Origin of the sequence: Vibrio fluminensis (assembly GCF_015278125.1) — a bacterium.
Lineage (GTDB): Bacteria > Pseudomonadota > Gammaproteobacteria > Enterobacterales > Vibrionaceae > Vibrio > Vibrio fluminensis.
On sequence record NZ_JADILO010000001.1, the window covers coordinates 484,418 to 502,029 of the forward strand.

At 44.6% G+C, this 17,612-nt stretch carries 15 protein-coding genes; 11 read left to right on the forward strand and 4 right to left on the reverse strand.

Going from position 1 to position 17,612, the window contains the following annotated elements:
* Window positions 1-14: 14 nt before the first annotated feature.
* Window positions 15-1,346 carry a D-serine ammonia-lyase gene (gene dsdA, locus IRQ95_RS02185; protein WP_194435362.1) on the reverse strand — a complete coding sequence of 444 codons (1,332 nt, stop codon included), beginning with the start codon at window positions 1,344-1,346 and terminating at the stop codon, window positions 15-17.
* 16 nt (window positions 1,347-1,362) lie between these two features.
* Window positions 1,363-2,700, reverse strand: a complete 1,338-nt coding sequence (dsdX, locus tag IRQ95_RS02190; protein WP_194435363.1) for a D-serine transporter DsdX — start codon at window positions 2,698-2,700, stop codon at window positions 1,363-1,365.
* Between the two features lie 222 nt (window positions 2,701-2,922).
* On the opposite strand from dsdX, the gene dsdC reads away from it, so the two are divergent.
* From dsdC to IRQ95_RS02225, 7 genes are all read left to right on the forward strand, one after another.
* Window positions 2,923-3,861, forward strand: coding sequence for a DNA-binding transcriptional regulator DsdC (gene dsdC, locus IRQ95_RS02195; protein WP_194435364.1), 939 nt, complete (start codon window positions 2,923-2,925; stop codon window positions 3,859-3,861).
* A gap of 527 nt (window positions 3,862-4,388) precedes the next feature.
* Window positions 4,389-5,546, forward strand: coding sequence for a cystathionine beta-lyase (locus IRQ95_RS02200; protein WP_194435365.1), 1,158 nt, complete (start codon window positions 4,389-4,391; stop codon window positions 5,544-5,546).
* 95 nt (window positions 5,547-5,641) lie between these two features.
* The gene (locus IRQ95_RS02205; RefSeq protein ID WP_194435366.1) at window positions 5,642-6,805 is read left to right on the forward strand and encodes a M24 family metallopeptidase; all 1,164 of its coding nucleotides are present in this window, start codon (window positions 5,642-5,644) and stop codon (window positions 6,803-6,805) included.
* Between the two features lie 58 nt (window positions 6,806-6,863).
* Window positions 6,864-7,676 (forward strand): maleate cis-trans isomerase family protein, encoded by an 813-nt coding sequence (locus tag IRQ95_RS02210; RefSeq protein ID WP_194435367.1) that lies wholly within the window; start codon window positions 6,864-6,866, stop codon window positions 7,674-7,676.
* 96 nt (window positions 7,677-7,772) lie between these two features.
* Entirely contained in the window at window positions 7,773-8,924 is a 1,152-nt protein-coding gene (locus IRQ95_RS02215) for a M20 aminoacylase family protein (RefSeq protein WP_194435368.1), read from the forward strand.
* A gap of 68 nt (window positions 8,925-8,992) precedes the next feature.
* Window positions 8,993-9,886, forward strand: a complete 894-nt coding sequence (gene rarD / locus IRQ95_RS02220; protein WP_194435369.1) for an EamA family transporter RarD — start codon at window positions 8,993-8,995, stop codon at window positions 9,884-9,886.
* Window positions 9,887-10,325: 439 nt separating this feature from the next.
* Window positions 10,326-10,604, forward strand: a complete 279-nt coding sequence (locus IRQ95_RS02225) for a hypothetical protein (protein WP_194435370.1) — start codon at window positions 10,326-10,328, stop codon at window positions 10,602-10,604.
* A 146-nt stretch (window positions 10,605-10,750) separates the two neighbouring features.
* Here IRQ95_RS02225 and IRQ95_RS02230 read toward each other — a convergent pair whose 3' ends face one another.
* Together IRQ95_RS02230 and IRQ95_RS02235 are read right to left on the reverse strand one after the other, a co-directional pair.
* Window positions 10,751-12,148, reverse strand: coding sequence for an APC family permease (locus IRQ95_RS02230; protein ID WP_194435371.1), 1,398 nt, complete (start codon window positions 12,146-12,148; stop codon window positions 10,751-10,753).
* Between the two features lie 202 nt (window positions 12,149-12,350).
* The gene (locus IRQ95_RS02235; protein ID WP_194435372.1) at window positions 12,351-13,505 is read right to left on the reverse strand and encodes a cystathionine beta-lyase; all 1,155 of its coding nucleotides are present in this window, start codon (window positions 13,503-13,505) and stop codon (window positions 12,351-12,353) included.
* A gap of 103 nt (window positions 13,506-13,608) precedes the next feature.
* Here IRQ95_RS02235 and IRQ95_RS02240 point away from each other — a divergent pair, with 103 nt between their 5' ends.
* The 4 genes from IRQ95_RS02240 (at window position 13,609) to IRQ95_RS02255 (ending at window position 17,563) form a co-directional block, all read left to right on the forward strand.
* Entirely contained in the window at window positions 13,609-14,085 is a 477-nt protein-coding gene (locus IRQ95_RS02240) for an Lrp/AsnC family transcriptional regulator (RefSeq protein WP_194435373.1), read from the forward strand.
* A 411-nt stretch (window positions 14,086-14,496) separates the two neighbouring features.
* The gene (locus IRQ95_RS02245) at window positions 14,497-15,582 is read left to right on the forward strand and encodes a hypothetical protein (RefSeq protein ID WP_194435374.1); all 1,086 of its coding nucleotides are present in this window, start codon (window positions 14,497-14,499) and stop codon (window positions 15,580-15,582) included.
* A 97-nt stretch (window positions 15,583-15,679) separates the two neighbouring features.
* Window positions 15,680-16,000, forward strand: a complete 321-nt coding sequence (locus tag IRQ95_RS02250) for a hypothetical protein (RefSeq protein WP_194435375.1) — start codon at window positions 15,680-15,682, stop codon at window positions 15,998-16,000.
* A gap of 189 nt (window positions 16,001-16,189) precedes the next feature.
* Window positions 16,190-17,563 carry a tryptophanase gene (locus IRQ95_RS02255; protein ID WP_194435376.1) on the forward strand — a complete coding sequence of 458 codons (1,374 nt, stop codon included), beginning with the start codon at window positions 16,190-16,192 and terminating at the stop codon, window positions 17,561-17,563.
* The last annotated feature ends 49 nt before the right edge of the window (window positions 17,564-17,612 follow it).

Consider the following 17,612-nt stretch of genomic DNA (forward strand, 5'->3'; position numbering starts at 1 on the left):
TTAGTTTGTCGATTCTAGCGACCTGATTTCGCTAAGTAAGCGGCCATTTCTGCTTCTGGCACCATACCGCCACCCGTTGCCCACACCACATGAGTCGCGTTGGTTAACTTGGCTTGTGTTAGATCGAGTCGTGCTTGGTACTCTTTATCGTTAGAGACATGCACCGCCCCCAACATACCTGCCAGCGCCGATGGCTCAAGACGAATACCTTCCACTTCGCTAAGCTCACCCAAGTGGTGGTACATACGCTCATCTGTCATGGTGTAATAACCATCTAACAAACGCTCCATCGCACGACCAACAAAGCCTGACGCACGCCCCACCGCTAAACCATCTGCCGCGGTGATGTTATCGATACCCAAATCTTGTACTGCAATCTCATCATGCAGACCAGTATGAACACCGAGTAGCATGCATGGTGAATGTGTTGGCTCTGCAAAGATGCAGTGTACATGGTCACTAAATGCCATTTTCAAACCAAATGCCACGCCGCCAGGACCACCACCAACGCCACATGGCAAGTAAACAAACAGTGGGTGCTCAGCATCGACTTGGATGCCTTGCTCAGTAAACTGCTGCTTCAAACGCTCACCCGCGACTGAATAGCCTAAGAAAAGAGTCTGCGAGTTTTCATCATCAATAAAGAAACAGTTTGGATCTTTCTCCGCCTCTTTACGGCCCTGTTCTACTGCCACGCCATAGTCTTGCTCGTATTCCACCACGTTTACGCCATGCGAACGCAGCTTATTCTTCTTCCACTCACGCGCATCGGCTGACATATGCACTGATACTGAAAAACCGAGCTTGGCACTCATGATACCAATCGACATACCAAGGTTACCGGTTGAGCCAACGGCAATGCTGTATTGTTTGAAGAAGTCACGGAACTCTTCGCTAAACAGTTTGCTGTAATCCTCTTCTTTGCTCAGCAATCCAGCTTCCATTGCTAATTTTTCTGCGTGTGTCAGTACTTCATAAATGCCGCCACGTGCTTTAATTGAACCAGAAATAGGCAAGTGGCTGTCTTTTTTCAGCATCAAACGACCTGCGATCTTGGTACTATATTGCGCTTCCAGCTGCGCCTTCATCTTCTCAATCTCAACCACTTGAGATTCAATAATCCCTTGTGATGGCGCGGTTTCTGGAAACGCTTTTACCAAATAAGGAGCAAAGCGTTGTAGTCGCTCACTGGCGTCTTGGATGTTATCAGCACCCAAGCCAACATAAGGTAGACCTTCTTCTAAGGAAGTGATATTCGGGTTAAACCACACCACCTCTTCTAAACCAATCAGCTGCTTTACTAATGGAAACTCTTCTACAAGTGCTGTTACGTTATGTGTAGTCATTATTCTCTACCTTTGTTTAAATCATGTACGACAGAAGGAATGTGCCTGCAAGGGCAACAAATGACGCGATAAAAGTCGCCGTCGTGTAGTACTTAAAGATTTCAGACATCGTGGCGCCGCAGTATTGCTTAACCAACCAAAACAGCGAATCGGTTACAATGGTACAACCAATTGCGCCTGAACCTATTGCCAGCGTAATGATTTCTGGACTTACATTCGGATATAGCGGCAGAAGCGGAGCAACAATTGCCGTTGCGCCCATCATAGCTACCGTTGCTGAGCCCACCGCGGCGTGCAAAATGATCGCCACTAGCCAAGCTAAGAAAATCGGATGCATATCGAGATTCGACAGTAATTGCGCCAGTACATCAGCCAAACCACTGCCTTTAAGCACACCGTTAAATGCGCCACCAGCACCGATGATCAATAAGATATTGGCAATAGAAGAGAATGCACCTTCGGTTTTCTCAAGTAGCACTTCCATGCCCATGTTTTGTTTAATGCCGAGCATGTAGTAAGCAACAAAAGCAGCAATAAACATCGCGGTAATTGGGTTGCCGATAAACTCCAGCGCGGTATAAAGCGCCGTGCCATGCTCCATGTTTAGCTCAGCGGCAGTTTTCATCAGCATCAGCGCGATTGGCAACAGCACGGTAAATAGCGTTGCAGCAAGTGAAGGCAACTGAGATTCATCTTTCACTTCGAGTGAAACAAACTCTTCCGGTACCGCTTTAAATGGCAGGCGCTTACCCATCACTTTTAAGAACAGTGGACCACCGACTAGCGAAGCGACTAAACCAATCAGCAGACCATAGAAAATGACCGAACCAATATCAGCGCCCAACTCATTGGTCACAAACAGAGCCGCTGGGTGTGGTGGCACAATACAGTGCACAGCCATCAGCGCAGTACATAGCGGAATCGCTAAGTTAAGCAGTGAAGTGTTGGTCTTTTTAGCGATCGAAAATGCAAGAGGGATAAGAAGCACCACGCCAACTTCAACAAACAGTGTAATACCGCAAACCAAGCCAATCAGTACCATGATCACTTCCGGCGATAGCCAGCGGATCTTTTGTAGGGTGATACCAATACGCTCTGCCGCACCAGAGACTTCCATCATCTTGCCTAAGATGGTGCCAAGACCAACCACCACAGCAAGAAAGCCTAATGTGCCGCCAATGCCACTTTCAATCGCACTCACCATTTCTAGTGGTTGCATGCCCATCATACCGCCGACAAAAAAGCTCGCGAGTAACAGGGCTAAAAACGGGTGAAGTTTGAATTTCACGATCGAAAATACGATCATCAAAATACTTGATATGAGGGTCGCGATGACCCAAAGGTTAGATTCCATGTACAGACCTATATAGTTGTTTTAATTGCGGTAAATTAAACAAACATTCGATTAGGCTGACAAACGATCAAAAATCACCTTTAGATGAACTAGATTGAAACAAAAGCGTGATTTAGCGCAGATTTTGTAAATATTGGCAGCATTGAATGACACCAAGTTATACAAAAGCAGTACCATGCCGCCAATTACTGCTGACCAGCTTTGTCTAAGTGAGTTGAAATCATGTATACCAAAGACAATATCTTCGCGCGCAATCAGCGCATCAATAGCTTCCAACTGTCAAAACTGCATACCTTTGAAGTGGCAGCACGTCATAGCTCGTTTTCGCTGGCAGCAGAAGAGCTTTCCATGACGCCGAGTGCCATTTCACATCGCATCAATAAGCTAGAAGATGAACTCGGTATTGCGCTGTTTGTGCGCAGCCACCGCAAGATAACCCTAACGGAAGAAGGTGAGCGTATTTACACCGCGCTTAACCGAACGTTAAATGAGTTAAATCAAGAGGTGATGGATGTTCGTAGCGGTGATATTTCCGGTGAGCTAACGATTTATTCTCGCCCTTCGTTTGCTCAGTGTTGGCTGGTGCCGAGACTTTACTCATTCAAGCAACAATACCCATTGATTGAGCTAAAGATCTTAACGGGTAACGAGAACATCAATTTCCAAGGTTATGGGATTGATGCCGCGATCTACTTCGATGAACACACTCCAGAAAAACTCTGGTATCAAGAGCTAATGGATGAAAGCATCATTCCCGTCTGCACGAGGGAATATGCCGAAAGTCTCGATTTGATTAATAAGCCAGAGAATTTACCAAACGCGACACTATTGCATGACAATCAAGCATGGGATTACAACTCACACCATGACGAGTGGTCGCTATGGGCAAGTAAACATGGCGTGGATAACATTGATAACTTATCGAGCATCTCATTTGATCGCTCCGACTTAGCGGTGATCGCGGCAATGAATAATGCTGGTATCGCGATGGGACGCTTATCACTGATCAAAAAACGCTTGGTCACAGGTGAACTGATCACCCCATTTGCCAACACCGCATTAAAGTGCGCGCAAAAGTATTACGTCGTCAGCGCCCATCAAAAGCCATCACAGAAACTGCAGCTGTTTTTGGACTGGTTATTTGCAGAAGTTAACAATTAATACCCCATCAACTTCGAGAACAAGATGGTGAAATGTGACGGCTAAATCATCATGCCAAAAAACTAATAGAATTCGGCTTGATAGACTTAATTGGATGAGAAAATTTCTCTTCCATTGCATTACAACTTAACTCAACAAAACGTCGCATTGGTTAAAGTACATTTCTCGCCTCAACGCCTTGCTATATATAAAAAAGACCGTGACCAAAAACTAAAAAAGCACTGAGATAATCAACTGATCAGCAGAAAAATAGACACAAAGCCAAGCGCCACAAGGGAAGTTTGATAATCGCCCAAATATTCAAGTCTATCCCAGCAGCCATATCACCCCACCCTGACTACCATCACCGACTTAACATTCATTATTGATGCGGTGTATCAAATGAAGATACACCGCTTTATTCACGAATTTTTTCGCCATATGTGTGAGAAATTATTTCAAAAATCACCCGCATTTCGAGCGCTATTATCGGTCTAAGCGAAATAATATTGCAGCATATTCAATCCACTCTCGTTGCGGAGATTAATATGCATTGGCATAGCAGACTCGTTCAACCACAAACTTTGGCAGCGCCAGGGTTTGAATCTTTGGCCACACCAACTTACCGTGGCTCGACTGTATTATTTAATAAACAAGCCGATGTAGTTGATGATTGGGATCAGGCCAAAAGCGGCTACGCTTACGGTCTGTACGGCACGCCAACAACATTAGAATTGTCGGGACGTATTGCACAGTTAGAAGGTGCCAAACACAGTTTTGTGGTACCTGGCGGCCAAGCAGCTATCGCACTGGTTTACTTTGCAATGTGTAAAGCAGGCAGTCACGCACTTGTCCCGTATAACGCGTATGGTCCAAACAAAGAAATGGCGCAAGGCCTACTCAAAGATCTTGGCATTGATGTTGAGCCTTATGATCCAATGATCGGTGGCGGCATTGCTGAGCTGATTCGTGACAATACCACGCTTATCTGGGTTGAAAGCCCAGGCTCCGTGACGATGGAAATTCAAGACATTCCAGCTATCTGCCAAGCCGCTCATCAACGTGGCGTGATGGTCGCGCTGGACAATACCTATGCCGCAGGCGTGCTGTTTGATGCTTTCGCTCACGGTGTTGATATCAGCATGCAAGCGCTGACTAAATACGTAGGTGGTCACAGTGATTTACTGTTGGGTACGGTTTCCGTCAATACCGACGCTTTGGTTGAAAAAGTCGGCAAAACCTTTAAACAACTTGGTTTAGCGGTTTCTCCTGACGATTGTAACCTAGCGCTTCGCGGACTACAGACTCTAGGCATTCGCTTGGCGCATTTAGAAGCTTCAACCCTCGAAGTTGCCGAGTGGCTGACCAAGCAATCTGCGGTCGCGCAAGTATTCCACCCAGCATTCCCTTCTTGCCCTGGTCATGAGATTTGGAAACGCGATTTTACCGGTTCAAGCAGCGTGTTCTCGTTCCTATTTACTGAGGATTACAGCGCAGAGCAAGTCGAGCAGTTCATCGACACGTTAGAAATGTTCAAGATTGGTATGAGTTGGGGCGGCGTTACAAGCTTAGCCTTGGTCTACCCGAATATTGAACGCCCAGGCAAAGATTACGCGGGCCGTTTGGTAAGACTCAACGTTGGTTTAGAGCAGCCAGCCGATCTAATTCAAGATCTTGAGCACGCAATGCAAAAAATTTCTCAATAAATACAAGTAGATCAAAACGAAATCAGACCAAGCTCAGGTTTCGTTTTGCCGAAAAAGATTATAAACCTCCAATAATTGACAGTAAGGTTAATAAAATGACGACTCCTACTCGTGGTTTTACCCAACAAGAATTTGAACAACGTACCCTACGCGCACAAAAAATCATGCATGACATGAAACTAGATGCGATGATCTTTACCACAGAACCAAACGTTCGCTACTTCACTGGCTTCCTAAGCCAATTCTGGCATAGCCCTACTCGTCCTTGGTTCGTTGTCGTGCCAGCGGAAGGTAAACCTATTGCAATCATTCCAGAAATCGGCGCAAAAGGCATGGGCAAAACATGGCTAGATGAGATCATTACATGGCCAGCGCCACGCCCAGAAGATGATGGTATCAGCTTAGTCGCGAATACATTAAATACTCTACCTAGCCGCCATGGTCGTATTGGTGTGACATTAGGTATCGAATCTCACCTACGTATGCCAGTTAACAACTACCTAAAACTGACCACTATGGTGAACAAAGAGTTTGTCGATATCGCGCTTGCTGTGCATGAGCTACGTCAAATCAAATCACCTGCTGAAATCGCAAAAACTCGTGAAATCTGCCGAATCACTAACGTTGGTTTCAAACGCATTCCTGAATACGCTCGCGTAGGCATGACTGAGCGTGAAATTTGTAAGCAGTTCGGTATGGATATGCTTCAAGCCGGTGCTGACGAATGTCCGTTCATCATCGCAGGCTCAGGCCCTGATGGCTATGATGACATCCTTATGGGACCAACAGACCGCATTATTGAACCAGGTGACGTACTACTGATCGACACTGGTGCAAAATGGGATGGCTACTTCTCTGACTTCGACCGCAACTGGGCATTTGGCTACGCAAGTGAACAAACCAAAGCGGCTTACCGCGCAACTTATGAAGCCACAACCAAAGGTTTTGAAGCGGCTCGTCCAGGTGCAACAACTACCGACATCTACAACGCAATGTGGAAAGTGCTTGAAGCCAATGGCGCACTAGGTAACGACATCGGTCGTGTCGGTCACGGTTTGGGTATGGAGCTAACAGAACGTCCATCAAACACTTCAACAGACAACACCGTACTAAAACCAGGCATGGTTATGACTCTGGAACCAGGCATGACGTACGCACCGGGCAAAACAATGCTGCATGAAGAAAACATCGTCATTACTGAAGATGGTGCAGAGTGGTTAACAGAGCGTGCGGCACCTGAGCTAATCATCATCGATTAAGCCCAAGCGGTAACAAACTGCAGTTTATCTACAAAAAGCAATAAAAAAGGATATTAGTATGAATTTCGACCAGTTTAATGACTTTGAAGTGAAACTCCAATTTGAACCTGCGCCACGTCCTGACCGCGTTCATATTGGTTTAGTACAACTCGCTAACGACCACACACTAGAAACCGATTGGTCTCATCTGCTACGCGAACAAGCAGCTCTATTTAGCACACGTATTTTTAAAGAAAACGGCATGACACCGGAAGCTCTAGATGCGGTAGCAGCAAGCATCAGTGATGGCGCGGAATTGGTGGGTGATGGCCTACCGATGGATGTAATGGCATTTGCCTGTACCTCTGCATCTATCGTTATTGGTGAAGAGAAAGTATCAAAACTGCTGACAAAAGGCCGCGGTAACATTCCAACCACCAACCCATGGTCTGCGGCCCAAGCAGCTTTCAAGCATCTTGGCGCAAAGAATGTTGCGGTATTTTCACCTTACCCAACCGACGTTAACTTCCCGCTACGCCAGCAACTGATTGATGCCGGTTTCAATGTAGTTGGCCTTACTGCTCTTGGCATCATGGACGATAACATCATCCACAAAGTGCCACTAAGTAGCTTTGAAGAAGGTATCGAAATTCTACTAAACAACGGTATGGTAGACGTCATTTTCATGTCATGCACTAGCTTACGTGCGGTAGAAAAAATCCAATATCTGGAAGACAAATACGGTGTACCTATTGTGTCGAGTAACTCTGCCCTATTCTGGCACTCAATGCACCTGTGTGGCAAAACGGCCGTTTGTCCTGGTTATGGCAAACTATTATCCGGTGAAGTAGTGACGCAAACAGAGCGCGAAGAATCATTAGCAATGGTTTAAGCCGCGCACGCAAAAGGTCTTATTGTTAGGCCACCTCTCCAATCTCAGGAAGGCTAAGCGCATGCCTAGTCTTCCTCGCTTTACAAAGTGAATACTATGAATTTATCCAAAGAAATCATCGAGTGGCGCCACCACCTCCACACTATTCCTGAAATCGGCTTTGAAGAAACGGTAACTGCTGACTTTATTGCGCAAAAACTGCAAGAGTTTGGCATTGAAGTCGTCCGTGGGATCGGCAAAACAGGTATGGTTGGCATTCTTAAACGCGGAACCTCAGATAAGTCGATCGCATTGCGTGCTGACTTTGACGCCATTCCAGTCGAAGAAAAAAATGACTTCTGCTATGCATCAACCAACAGCGGCATGATGCACGGTTGTGGGCATGATGGTCATGTTTCCATGTTACTAGGCGCGGCGCTTCAGCTATCTCAACAAAATGATTTCGATGGCACAGTTTACTTTGTATTCCAACCTGCGGAAGAGCAAGGTACTGGTGCAAAAGCAATGATTGAAGATGGCCTGTTTACGCGCTGGAAAATCGACTCTATCTACGCAATGCACAACCTGCCAGGTCTAGAAGTCGGTAACTTCTTAATTAGTCCAAGCTCTGTAATGGCGAGTGAAAACCACTTTAGCATCGAAGTTCATGCAGCAGGTGGCCATGCCGCAATGCCTCACCTTGGCAGCGATCCGGTGATTGCCGCTTGTAATATCGTTTCGGCTCTGCAAACGATCATTACACGCAACCTTGATGCGATTCACGAACCGGCTGTACTGTCGGTCACCGACATCAAAACCAACGGCGGTGCCAACGTCATACCAACCGTCGTCACGCTTTCTGGTGATACACGTTGCTTTACTGACGAAACGCAAGAATACATCAAGAACGCAATGGAACGTGTTGTTGCTGGCATCACGTCTGCGGCAGGGCTGGAATATAAATACGAGTTCTCGAACTGCGTACTTTCCACCGTCAATGATCCAAAGATCTCTGACATTGCAGTGCGAGTAGCGAAAAAGGTGGTGGGTGAAGACAAAGTCTTTGATAACTGCAAACCTTACTGTATCTCTGAAGATTTTTCTTTCATGCAACGTGAAGTTCCAAGCTGCTATATGTTAGTCGGCAATGGCGCGAGCGGTGAAAAAGGTGGCGTCCCTCTTCACCTACCTCACTATGACTTCAACGATGACTTACTGTTAATCGGCGCAAACTACTGGGTCGAACTAGTACGCGATCAGCTCGCGTAATGATTCCATAAAAACGTATCTGCCGGCGGCATTCTGTTGTCGGCATTTTTGTAATAAAGGTATGCTGTATGTTGTTATCTGGAAACTGGATAGCAGTAAGTGCCTTTTTAGTTTGGGGATTACTACCACTCTATTTTCAATATATTCCTAACTCGAATGTGTTTGAAATATTATCAATCAGAGTCTTATTCTCCATTCCATGCATTTATCTGCTAATAAAAATCTACGCTATCCCCCTAAATAGGGTTTGGCAGGCAATGCGCCACCCAAGAACCTTATTTTTATGCTTCTTGGCGGGACTGTTCAATTTTATTTCACTGTATAGTTTTACTTGGGCGGTGACCAACGAACAAGTACTGGCGGCGAGCTTAGGCTATTTCATTAACCCAATATTCTCTATTATTTTGGGCGTCCTCTTCCTTAAAGATAAACTGTCCAAAAACCAACTCTGTGCCGTCGTATTAGCCCTTACAGGGATAAGCTATCAAGTGTTCTATTACGGTGAGTTGCCTTGGCTCTCGCTGATTATGGGCGGCGCATTTGCTCTTTATGGACTGATCAAAAAATTCATTAAATATGATGCCATTACGATTATGATGGTCGAGCTTATTGCTATGGTTCCATTAGCTTTCTACTTTATGCTCAATGAAATCTGGCATGGAACATCTGTATGGCAAACTGGTGACGTGACAACTATTAGCCTTTATGTTCTTGCAGCGCCAGTAACATTAATTCCGTTATTGCTGTTTTCTCTTGCCGTAGAACGCACCAGCCTTGTGATGATTGGTTTCATTCAGTACATCGAACCAAGCTTACAATTTTTGCTAGCGGTGATTGTATTTGGAGAAGCGCTACAACAAGTAAAAATCGTCAGCTTTGGCTTTATTTGGCTCGGATTACTACTGTGCCTAGCTGATATGGCGATGAAAAAACCAACCTTACCACCATCAACTGCTGGCTAGTTGGTGATATACCCAAGTAATCTCAAAGTGCTTGGGTATCCCCCCTCAGAAAATAATCAGATAATCTGAAATCAATTAAAGCTAGGCAATATATTGTACCGACAGTGGGTTTTAATAAATCACTAATCCAACAGTACACCCCGCACAGGACTACTATTTAGTCGCAAAATTTATCAAATCGAACAAATTTTATGTTATGGTGACTAAAAATTAGGATCACCTCAATAAATATTGATTTGTTATTGGTATTGAACTTAATTAATGCGTGCGTATTTAAATCAATAATAACAAACATCAATCACTTTTTTTTGCTGCCATTACAGTTTTTTATATGTATTGGAGACTAAGAAATATGACGTTGCTACGAAAGATATTTTCATTTATTAGTTTTCTAACCGTGGTCTTGTTATCCATTGGGTTGTTTCTAGATATACGAGAAATGGACAGAACCGAGGGAGGTTATGAGCCACCTTATTCCGAGGTAACGGGCGAGACTATCAACTGGGATGAAATGGACCTAACCTCAACAGGATTGGTAAGACGAGGATTGGTAAGACGAGGTTACGTGGTGAATTTCATTGTGAATGGTACGACAGGGATGATTAGCCTAGAACTGTTTGGCATTACTTTTGAAGCAAGGAAACTTTCTGAACGAGCGATTATTGTGCACAAGCCAAGAGAGGCTTTTATCAAGCGAGGGTTCAATCCTGAGTTTTAAGGCTATATCGCTAGAGGAGTATTCTCAGAGATTGTAGTCTACGCAAATGCTTATTTTTTTATGCTAATTTTGCTTATTCTATATAAAAAGGTGGCTACTGCAGCCACCTTTCCGATTGTACTTAACGATTATTCCGTCAAACCAGACTAGTTTGGGTTATTTGCCAATGTCGCCGCACTAGGTTCAACCACTTCTAACTCAGGCTCTGACTCTGTAGCAGGGCTATTAACGTTGATCTCTTTATCTTTCTTAATTGCATAGAAGATACCGATAGCAAACGCGACAGCCGTTACAACAACGATGTATAGCTTGATTGAAGTAATCGAGTTGTAGATTAGGATACCTTGAACCACACCAGCAAGACCAATCAGAGTATAGAAAACCCATAGAGGTACATTTTTACCAAACTCACGAGTTGCCCATGCTGTCGGGAACTTATGTGGCAGCATAGCAATCGCTACCATCATAAAAATGCCGATACAGATATCCGTTAGGATGTACGTGTTTGCGATCGTGCTAATGTCCCAGCCTAATAGGATTGGTAGCATCGATGCCAACCAGCAAAGGGTTAAGATTTTGTATGGGCTACCACGACGGTTCGTTGCAGCAAAACTTTTCGGGAACCAACCATCATGCGTCGCAGATTGAATCGGCTGAACATAAGACGCATAAACACTGTTGATGGTAGTGGTCAGTGCCATAAACGGACCACAAATCATAAAGAATGTAAAAATTGGACCAGACAATACTTCACGTGCAACCAGCGTTAGAGGTTGGTTAGCCACTTGATCGATTGGCAAAGTACCTGACGCAACCACTGATACACCCAAGTACACTAAGATGATAACAAACGTGGTACCAATCATACCAAATGGGATGTCTTTCTTCGGATTTTTCGCGTATTTACTGAAATACATTAGGTAGTATTGGCAGTAAGTTGCAAAAGAAAGTAAACACGCCGCTTTAAAAATACCCATATTGCCGTCTGCAGCAAAATCTGGGTTAGTCGATGGCGACATCAAGTTAAAATCAACTTGGCCAAAACCGATTAGGATGAACGTTGCAATACCGACCATTAGTAGCGTTGTCATCATATTCTGGAAGCGCGACAGTGTGTCTAAACCAAACAAGTTAACAATGTAGAACACGGTTAAGCCTGCAATTGCACCCGCTGACGGCGTAACACTTGGCAGCACTGAGTTAATGTAAAAACCCAAAGCTAACGAGTAAATCGCGACTGTAGGGAAATATAAGAAGAAGCTGACAACGTACATCCCTGCGTATTTTTTGCCTAGTATGCGGCTGATAAGCGCATAAGGGCCGCCGTCTAATACAAGAGCACCACTGGCAAATAGCATCGGTATGTTGTAGAAGATACCAAAAACGATTGCAATACCGAAAGCCAGCCACAAAGAGTGACCTGTTAAGCCTATCCCTGCACCTACTAGCGAAAATAGACCGGCACCAACGGTAATACCGACACCCATCGCTAAAAGGGTCCATTTACTTAACGTGTTGTAATTTGAGTTTCCTGCATCAGACATTTTATTTTCCTCCCTTTAGAAGGCTAATTTGAAATGCGCTTCGCGCAGGGCTTGTGGGGTATACGGTTTCGTGTTGTGTATAACCATGAATAGGAGTCATCATTTTATCTACCTTTCATATAGTAATTATTGGATGTTGTTTCTACTGTTATTAGTTTGACGAAATCTGACACCCGTCAGATTTCATCTGGCATTTTTGTTATTAAGAGATAGTTTTAATCGCGCGTTCTAGATCCGCGATGAGATCCACAGGTTGCTCTAAACCAACGTTGAGTCTTACTAAACGGCCCGCGTAATCTTTGCCTGGGCGTTCAATGTTCGGGTAGACCAAGGCTAAGCTTGTAACGCCACCCCAACTCATACCAATCTTGAACATTTCTAACGTATCGATGAACTGCTCGACTTGCTCGGCACTGTATTCTTCGGTGAATAGGAACGAGAACACGCTGCTTGAACCGGTAAAGTCGCGCTTCCAAATCTCGTGACCAGGGCAAGAAGGGAATGCTGGGTGGAATACTTTCGCGACCGCAGATTGCTTCGTCAACCACTCGGCAACTTCGAGGGTTGAAGCTTCTAAATGCGCCAAGCGAATGCCTAGAGTCTGTAGTCCGCGAAGCGCTAGGTTACAATCATCAGGAGAAACCGCTAAACCAAGTTGTTTAAAGGTTTTGCCGACTTTTTCAACCAAAGCGTCGGTATTGACGGAAACCGTACCCAGCAGTAAATCACTGTGACCACCTACGTATTTAGTCAGCGCTTGCATGCTGATATCAACACCATGAGCGAAAGCATCAAACAGCACACCTGCGGCATAGGTATTGTCCAGAGCAACCATCACACCACGTTGATGAGCAGCTTGGCAGATAGCTGGAATGTCTTGAATTTCCATCGTCACAGAGCCTGGGCTTTCAACCCAGATAAGCGTGGTATTGTCACGAATCAACTCAGCAATGCCGCCACCAATCATTGGATCATAAGGCTCAACATCAATGCCAAGATCTTTGAGTAGGCCTTGCGCCATCTCTTTGTTTGGACCATACGCGTTATACGGCACAAGTGCGTGGCTGCCTGCTTTACACATTGCAAAGTAAATCAATGCGATAGCCGCTTGCCCACCTGGTACAACAAAACTGTGCTTGGCACCTTCTAACTGTGCAATACGTCCCGATAATTCCAATGTAGTTGGTGTACCGTACAGACCGTAAGCGTAGCCACTTTTAGCTTGATCCCAATCATCAACCACATCCGCTTGTTTATTAAACAAAACAGTTGAACCACGGTAAGTTGGTGTGGCTAAAGATTCAAACCCTGGCGCTGCCAAAGTTTGTGGTTGAACTAGTCTGCTATGCCAATGCATATTAATCTCCGAATCGAGAGTGGATTGAATATGCTGCAATATTATTTCGCTTAGACCGAGAATAGCGCTCGAATTAAGCTACCTTTTTGAGAGAATTTTTCACATGACTTCTTTAGTTGACAATTTTGACCGTGCCATCTTAAGAATCCTTCAGAAAGACAACACAACTCCGTTGCGTCTAATTTCCGAACAGACTCACCGCTCGACAGCCTCTGTACAGAGACGCATTAAACGTATGGAGGAGAATGGAACAATTAAAACGAATACCGCGATAATTGCCCCGGAAAAAGTAGGACAAATCATCACGATTATTGTTGAGGTACATGCCGTTAGAGCACAGGCGTCAGATATGGAAGAGATGAAGAAAAGCTTCTCAGGCCCAGAGATTCAACAGTGTTACTACGTGACGGGAGAAGCGGACTTTCTACTTGTTTTAACGGTGTCTGATATGTCTGAATATGAGGCCATAAGCAGCCGTCTGTTTTATAACAATGAAAACGTAAAATGGTTTAGAACCATCGTTGTAATCGACAGAGTCAAAGCATCAATGGATATACCTCTGCCTATGCTGCCATCATAATCACGCTTCCCTCAATAAAACTGGCCCGAGTCACGTGTGTATTAAGTTTAGTGACTCAGGTCTCGCTACTTTCTAAAGAGAAAATTTCTCACGCAAGCCGCTGTGATTTAACCACGATATTGAATAATGATAGCTTGGTCAGATAACGCCTCATAATTTTTGAGAGCTAGATTTAATTTTTACAAAAGGGAAAACAGCCTTCGATGCCGTCTCGCCGCGTTGATGGTTCAATGCGCCATTCACTTTTGCCATTACAATAAAAAAATATGGGGTTACTACTTTGCCTCATATCTGATTCACGGCTTCTATTACATCCCATTTCCCCTGTTGGTGTGAAACGACACATGGAAAATCCTAATTTGTTCTCTAGTCTGAAAACCTATCGGGAAGACGATGGGAAAGGAGTAAATTATGGAGAAAGTGTTATTAATGACATTCAGTGCACTCACACTCAGTGCCTGTGTAACTACACCTACAACCAATATTGCTGAATTTGGTCTGTCAGTGACTCAAGTGTCACAGCAGATCAATACTAACCTTGATGAACTTAGTGAGCTGGCATTACAAAGTCAGGCTGACTCACTGGCCTACCTCACTCTCAACCAATCTCGCGATCAACTTTGCCAAGGAAGTGCTAGCGAAATAATCCAAGGTGAAGTCCTGGTTAACCCAGCTGAATGTAATATCCCACTCAGACTGAGTGATTTAGATTCCATCATAGACCCTACATCTCCCTTGCTTAGAAAACAGATGGTCATTCTAGAAGCGAACCAACAACTAACCACTTATGCCAATGCATTAACACAACTAGCCAATGTCTCCTCCAAAGTCGAGATCCAACAGAGTTCAATCAAATTAACCAGCGCCTTAAGTTCGCTCAATGACTCATATTTAGATTTACGCTATGCCAAAGATAGTAACCGAGAAACAATCATCACCACACAGCAACAACAGTTTCATGATAACGAAGCGATAATATCAACCGCAGTGGCTGGATTTGCCAGTGCTATTACTGAAGAAAAGCGCCGTTCTGCACTGAAGGAGGTAATGACTCAAGGAGAGCGAGTCATAGAGAAACTGGTTCCGGTAATTATCTCTGAATTAAACCAAGTAAAACTGCACCAATCAATGGCGACTATAGAGCTTTCGGCTTTAAGCGATGAGCTAATTCAATACAACCAAGCATCCCTAAAGAGACCACAAAAACAGGCTAAAGCGGCTGAAAACATCATGGATTTTCATCAACGTTATATAGCAATCCAAGCAGCTGCGCTAAAAGATCAACAAGTGATAAAAGCCTTTAATCAGATAGCGATCAGCCACCGAGAAATCACTCAACAAGTAAATAAAGACCGCTTTTCAAGTAAAGAGATTGTCTCCGCGATTTCTCAGCTAAACAAAGAGTACAAAGCGTTACGCAGTTTTAAAAAGCTTCTCGCGAGCTGTGAAGGAAAAATCATTAAAGGTGATGATGGATTTCTCACCTGCAAAACGTAAACAGCGCAAACATTGCTCATCTAGGTCTTAAAAACATCAACAGCGCCATTGCCGAGAAATTTTAGACAATGGCAAAACAACTATAAGGAAGCATTTTATGCCAACCGTGAGACAAGGCATCGTTGATGCGATAAACGAGCTGAATAAAGTACTCCCCGCTATCGCCAACGAGCCCTCATTTCCAATGTTAATGCTGCAACGTTCAAGATTGCAGCGCCAACTGATATTCGTTCTTTCTGACACATTAACAGGAAGCAATGATGATCTTTCAGATGCATTGAGCGCGTTGCAAGAAGTCATCGCGACGGCTAGAGAAGCACAGCAAGATATTGATCAGGTTCAGCGCGTGATGAGCAAAATCACCAAAGCAATCAAAGCGGTTGAAAAAGTCGTTGATGGAATTAAGGAGATTGTATAGCAACACGTTGTTGCCGATTCAGAAGTAGAGACAACCCGCGTCCATAGTGAGACCCCGATCAAGTAACGCTAAAGTCAGTTCACATCAATTCCGTGTTACATGACTCAGCGCCTTGTATTGACCAAGCTAAAATAGAAAATGTCTCTCAAATTATTTCCAAAAACGCAGTAATAAATTGGAGAGATAGGCATGCTTTACCCAGCAGAACCCTTTCGTATTAAAGCGGTAGAAACCGTTACAAAACTAGACCGTGAAACACGCGCGCAAAAAATGGCAGAAGCGGGTTACAACACCTTCCTACTTGAAAGCAAGGATGTCTATTTTGATCTACTGACAGACTCTGGCACCAGTTCACTCAATGCTAAACAGTGGGTCAGCATGATGAATGCAGGGGCAACAAATCATTCTCGAGACACCCAGTGCGAATTAGAACGAACGCTGCAAAACGCCTATGGCATGCAACACATCATTCCAACGACGAGAGGCCGCGGTGCAGAAAATATCCTAGCCATGTTAACCATTGAACATGGGCAATATGTACTAGGAAACATGTGTTCAACCTCCCATCGCTTCCATATCGAAAGCCAAGGTGGCAGCTTTGTCGATGTGATTGGACAGCAAGCTTACCAAGCTGAACTCAACACGCACTTTAAAGGCAATATTGACCTAAATAAACTGGTCGAAGTGATCGCGGATAAAGGTGCCGAAAACATCGCTTATATTCGCCTATCAACCACCGTTAATTTGGCGGGTGGTCAGCCGGTTTCTCTCGCAAACATTGCAGCGGTGCGCGAAATTGCTGACCAATACAGCATCAAAGTGTTCTTTGATGCCACCCACTGTGTGGAAAATGCCTTTTTTATCCAAGAGCAAGAAGCGGGTTACAGCGAACTGTCTATCCAAGCGATCTTAAAACAGATGTTTAGCTACGCGGATGGTTGTGTCATCAATGGCACTAATAAAGAATGCCTAGTCAGCAGTGGCGGGATTCTGTGTCTAAATGATGATCACCTATTTGAAGAAGCCAATGACATCATCATGCTCTATGGCGGCATGCCAATGGTCGACCAAGATACACAAAACATGCTGAGTGGGATTCGCAATTCCCTTGCGGTGGCCCTGCGTGATTCGATGGAGCAAGATTATATAGAGCATCGCGTTAAACAAGTACGATACCTAGGTGAAAAGCTTCAAGCAGCCGGCGTTCCGGTCGTCGAACCCATTGGCGGGCACGCGGTCTTTATTGATGCCAACCGTTTTTGTTCGCACTTAAGCGATGAACAGCTACCAGCGCAAAGCCTGACTGCCAGTCTCTATATTGAAACCGGCATTCGCGCTATGGAGCGTGGCATTGTTTCTGCAGGCTCCAAAGCTCCCAACACTGATCAATTAGAGACTGTTCGTTTAGCGATTCCTCGCCAAGTCTATACATATGCCCATATGGACGCGATCGCCAACAATATCATCGAACTTTATCAACAGCGTGAAGCTATTCAAGGGCTTAAGTTTAGCTACGAGCCAAAATGGTTACGCTTCTTTACCGCTCGATTTGAACACGCATAAAAAGCAAAAGGAGATCTCTACGATAGAGATCTCCTCAAATTCTAGTTTG

Coding starts and splice junctions, on each gene's coding strand:
- IRQ95_RS02210 (WP_194435367.1), top strand. CDS start 6,864: ATGAATTTCGACCAGTTTAATGACTTTGAAGTGAAACTCCAATTTGAA.
- dsdX (WP_194435363.1), bottom strand. CDS start 2,700: ATGGAATCTAACCTTTGGGTCATCGCGACCCTCATATCAAGTATTTTG.
- dsdC (WP_194435364.1), top strand. CDS start 2,923: ATGTATACCAAAGACAATATCTTCGCGCGCAATCAGCGCATCAATAGC.
- IRQ95_RS02255 (WP_194435376.1), top strand. CDS start 16,190: ATGCTTTACCCAGCAGAACCCTTTCGTATTAAAGCGGTAGAAACCGTT.
- IRQ95_RS02240 (WP_194435373.1), top strand. CDS start 13,609: ATGACTTCTTTAGTTGACAATTTTGACCGTGCCATCTTAAGAATCCTT.
- IRQ95_RS02245 (WP_194435374.1), top strand. CDS start 14,497: ATGGAGAAAGTGTTATTAATGACATTCAGTGCACTCACACTCAGTGCC.
- IRQ95_RS02230 (WP_194435371.1), bottom strand. CDS start 12,148: ATGTCTGATGCAGGAAACTCAAATTACAACACGTTAAGTAAATGGACC.
- IRQ95_RS02215 (WP_194435368.1), top strand. CDS start 7,773: ATGAATTTATCCAAAGAAATCATCGAGTGGCGCCACCACCTCCACACT.
- dsdA (WP_194435362.1), bottom strand. CDS start 1,346: ATGACTACACATAACGTAACAGCACTTGTAGAAGAGTTTCCATTAGTA.
- IRQ95_RS02200 (WP_194435365.1), top strand. CDS start 4,389: ATGCATTGGCATAGCAGACTCGTTCAACCACAAACTTTGGCAGCGCCA.
- IRQ95_RS02205 (WP_194435366.1), top strand. CDS start 5,642: ATGACGACTCCTACTCGTGGTTTTACCCAACAAGAATTTGAACAACGT.
- IRQ95_RS02225 (WP_194435370.1), top strand. CDS start 10,326: ATGGACAGAACCGAGGGAGGTTATGAGCCACCTTATTCCGAGGTAACG.
- IRQ95_RS02235 (WP_194435372.1), bottom strand. CDS start 13,505: ATGCATTGGCATAGCAGACTAGTTCAACCACAAACTTTGGCAGCGCCA.
- rarD (WP_194435369.1), top strand. CDS start 8,993: ATGTTGTTATCTGGAAACTGGATAGCAGTAAGTGCCTTTTTAGTTTGG.
- IRQ95_RS02250 (WP_194435375.1), top strand. CDS start 15,680: ATGCCAACCGTGAGACAAGGCATCGTTGATGCGATAAACGAGCTGAAT.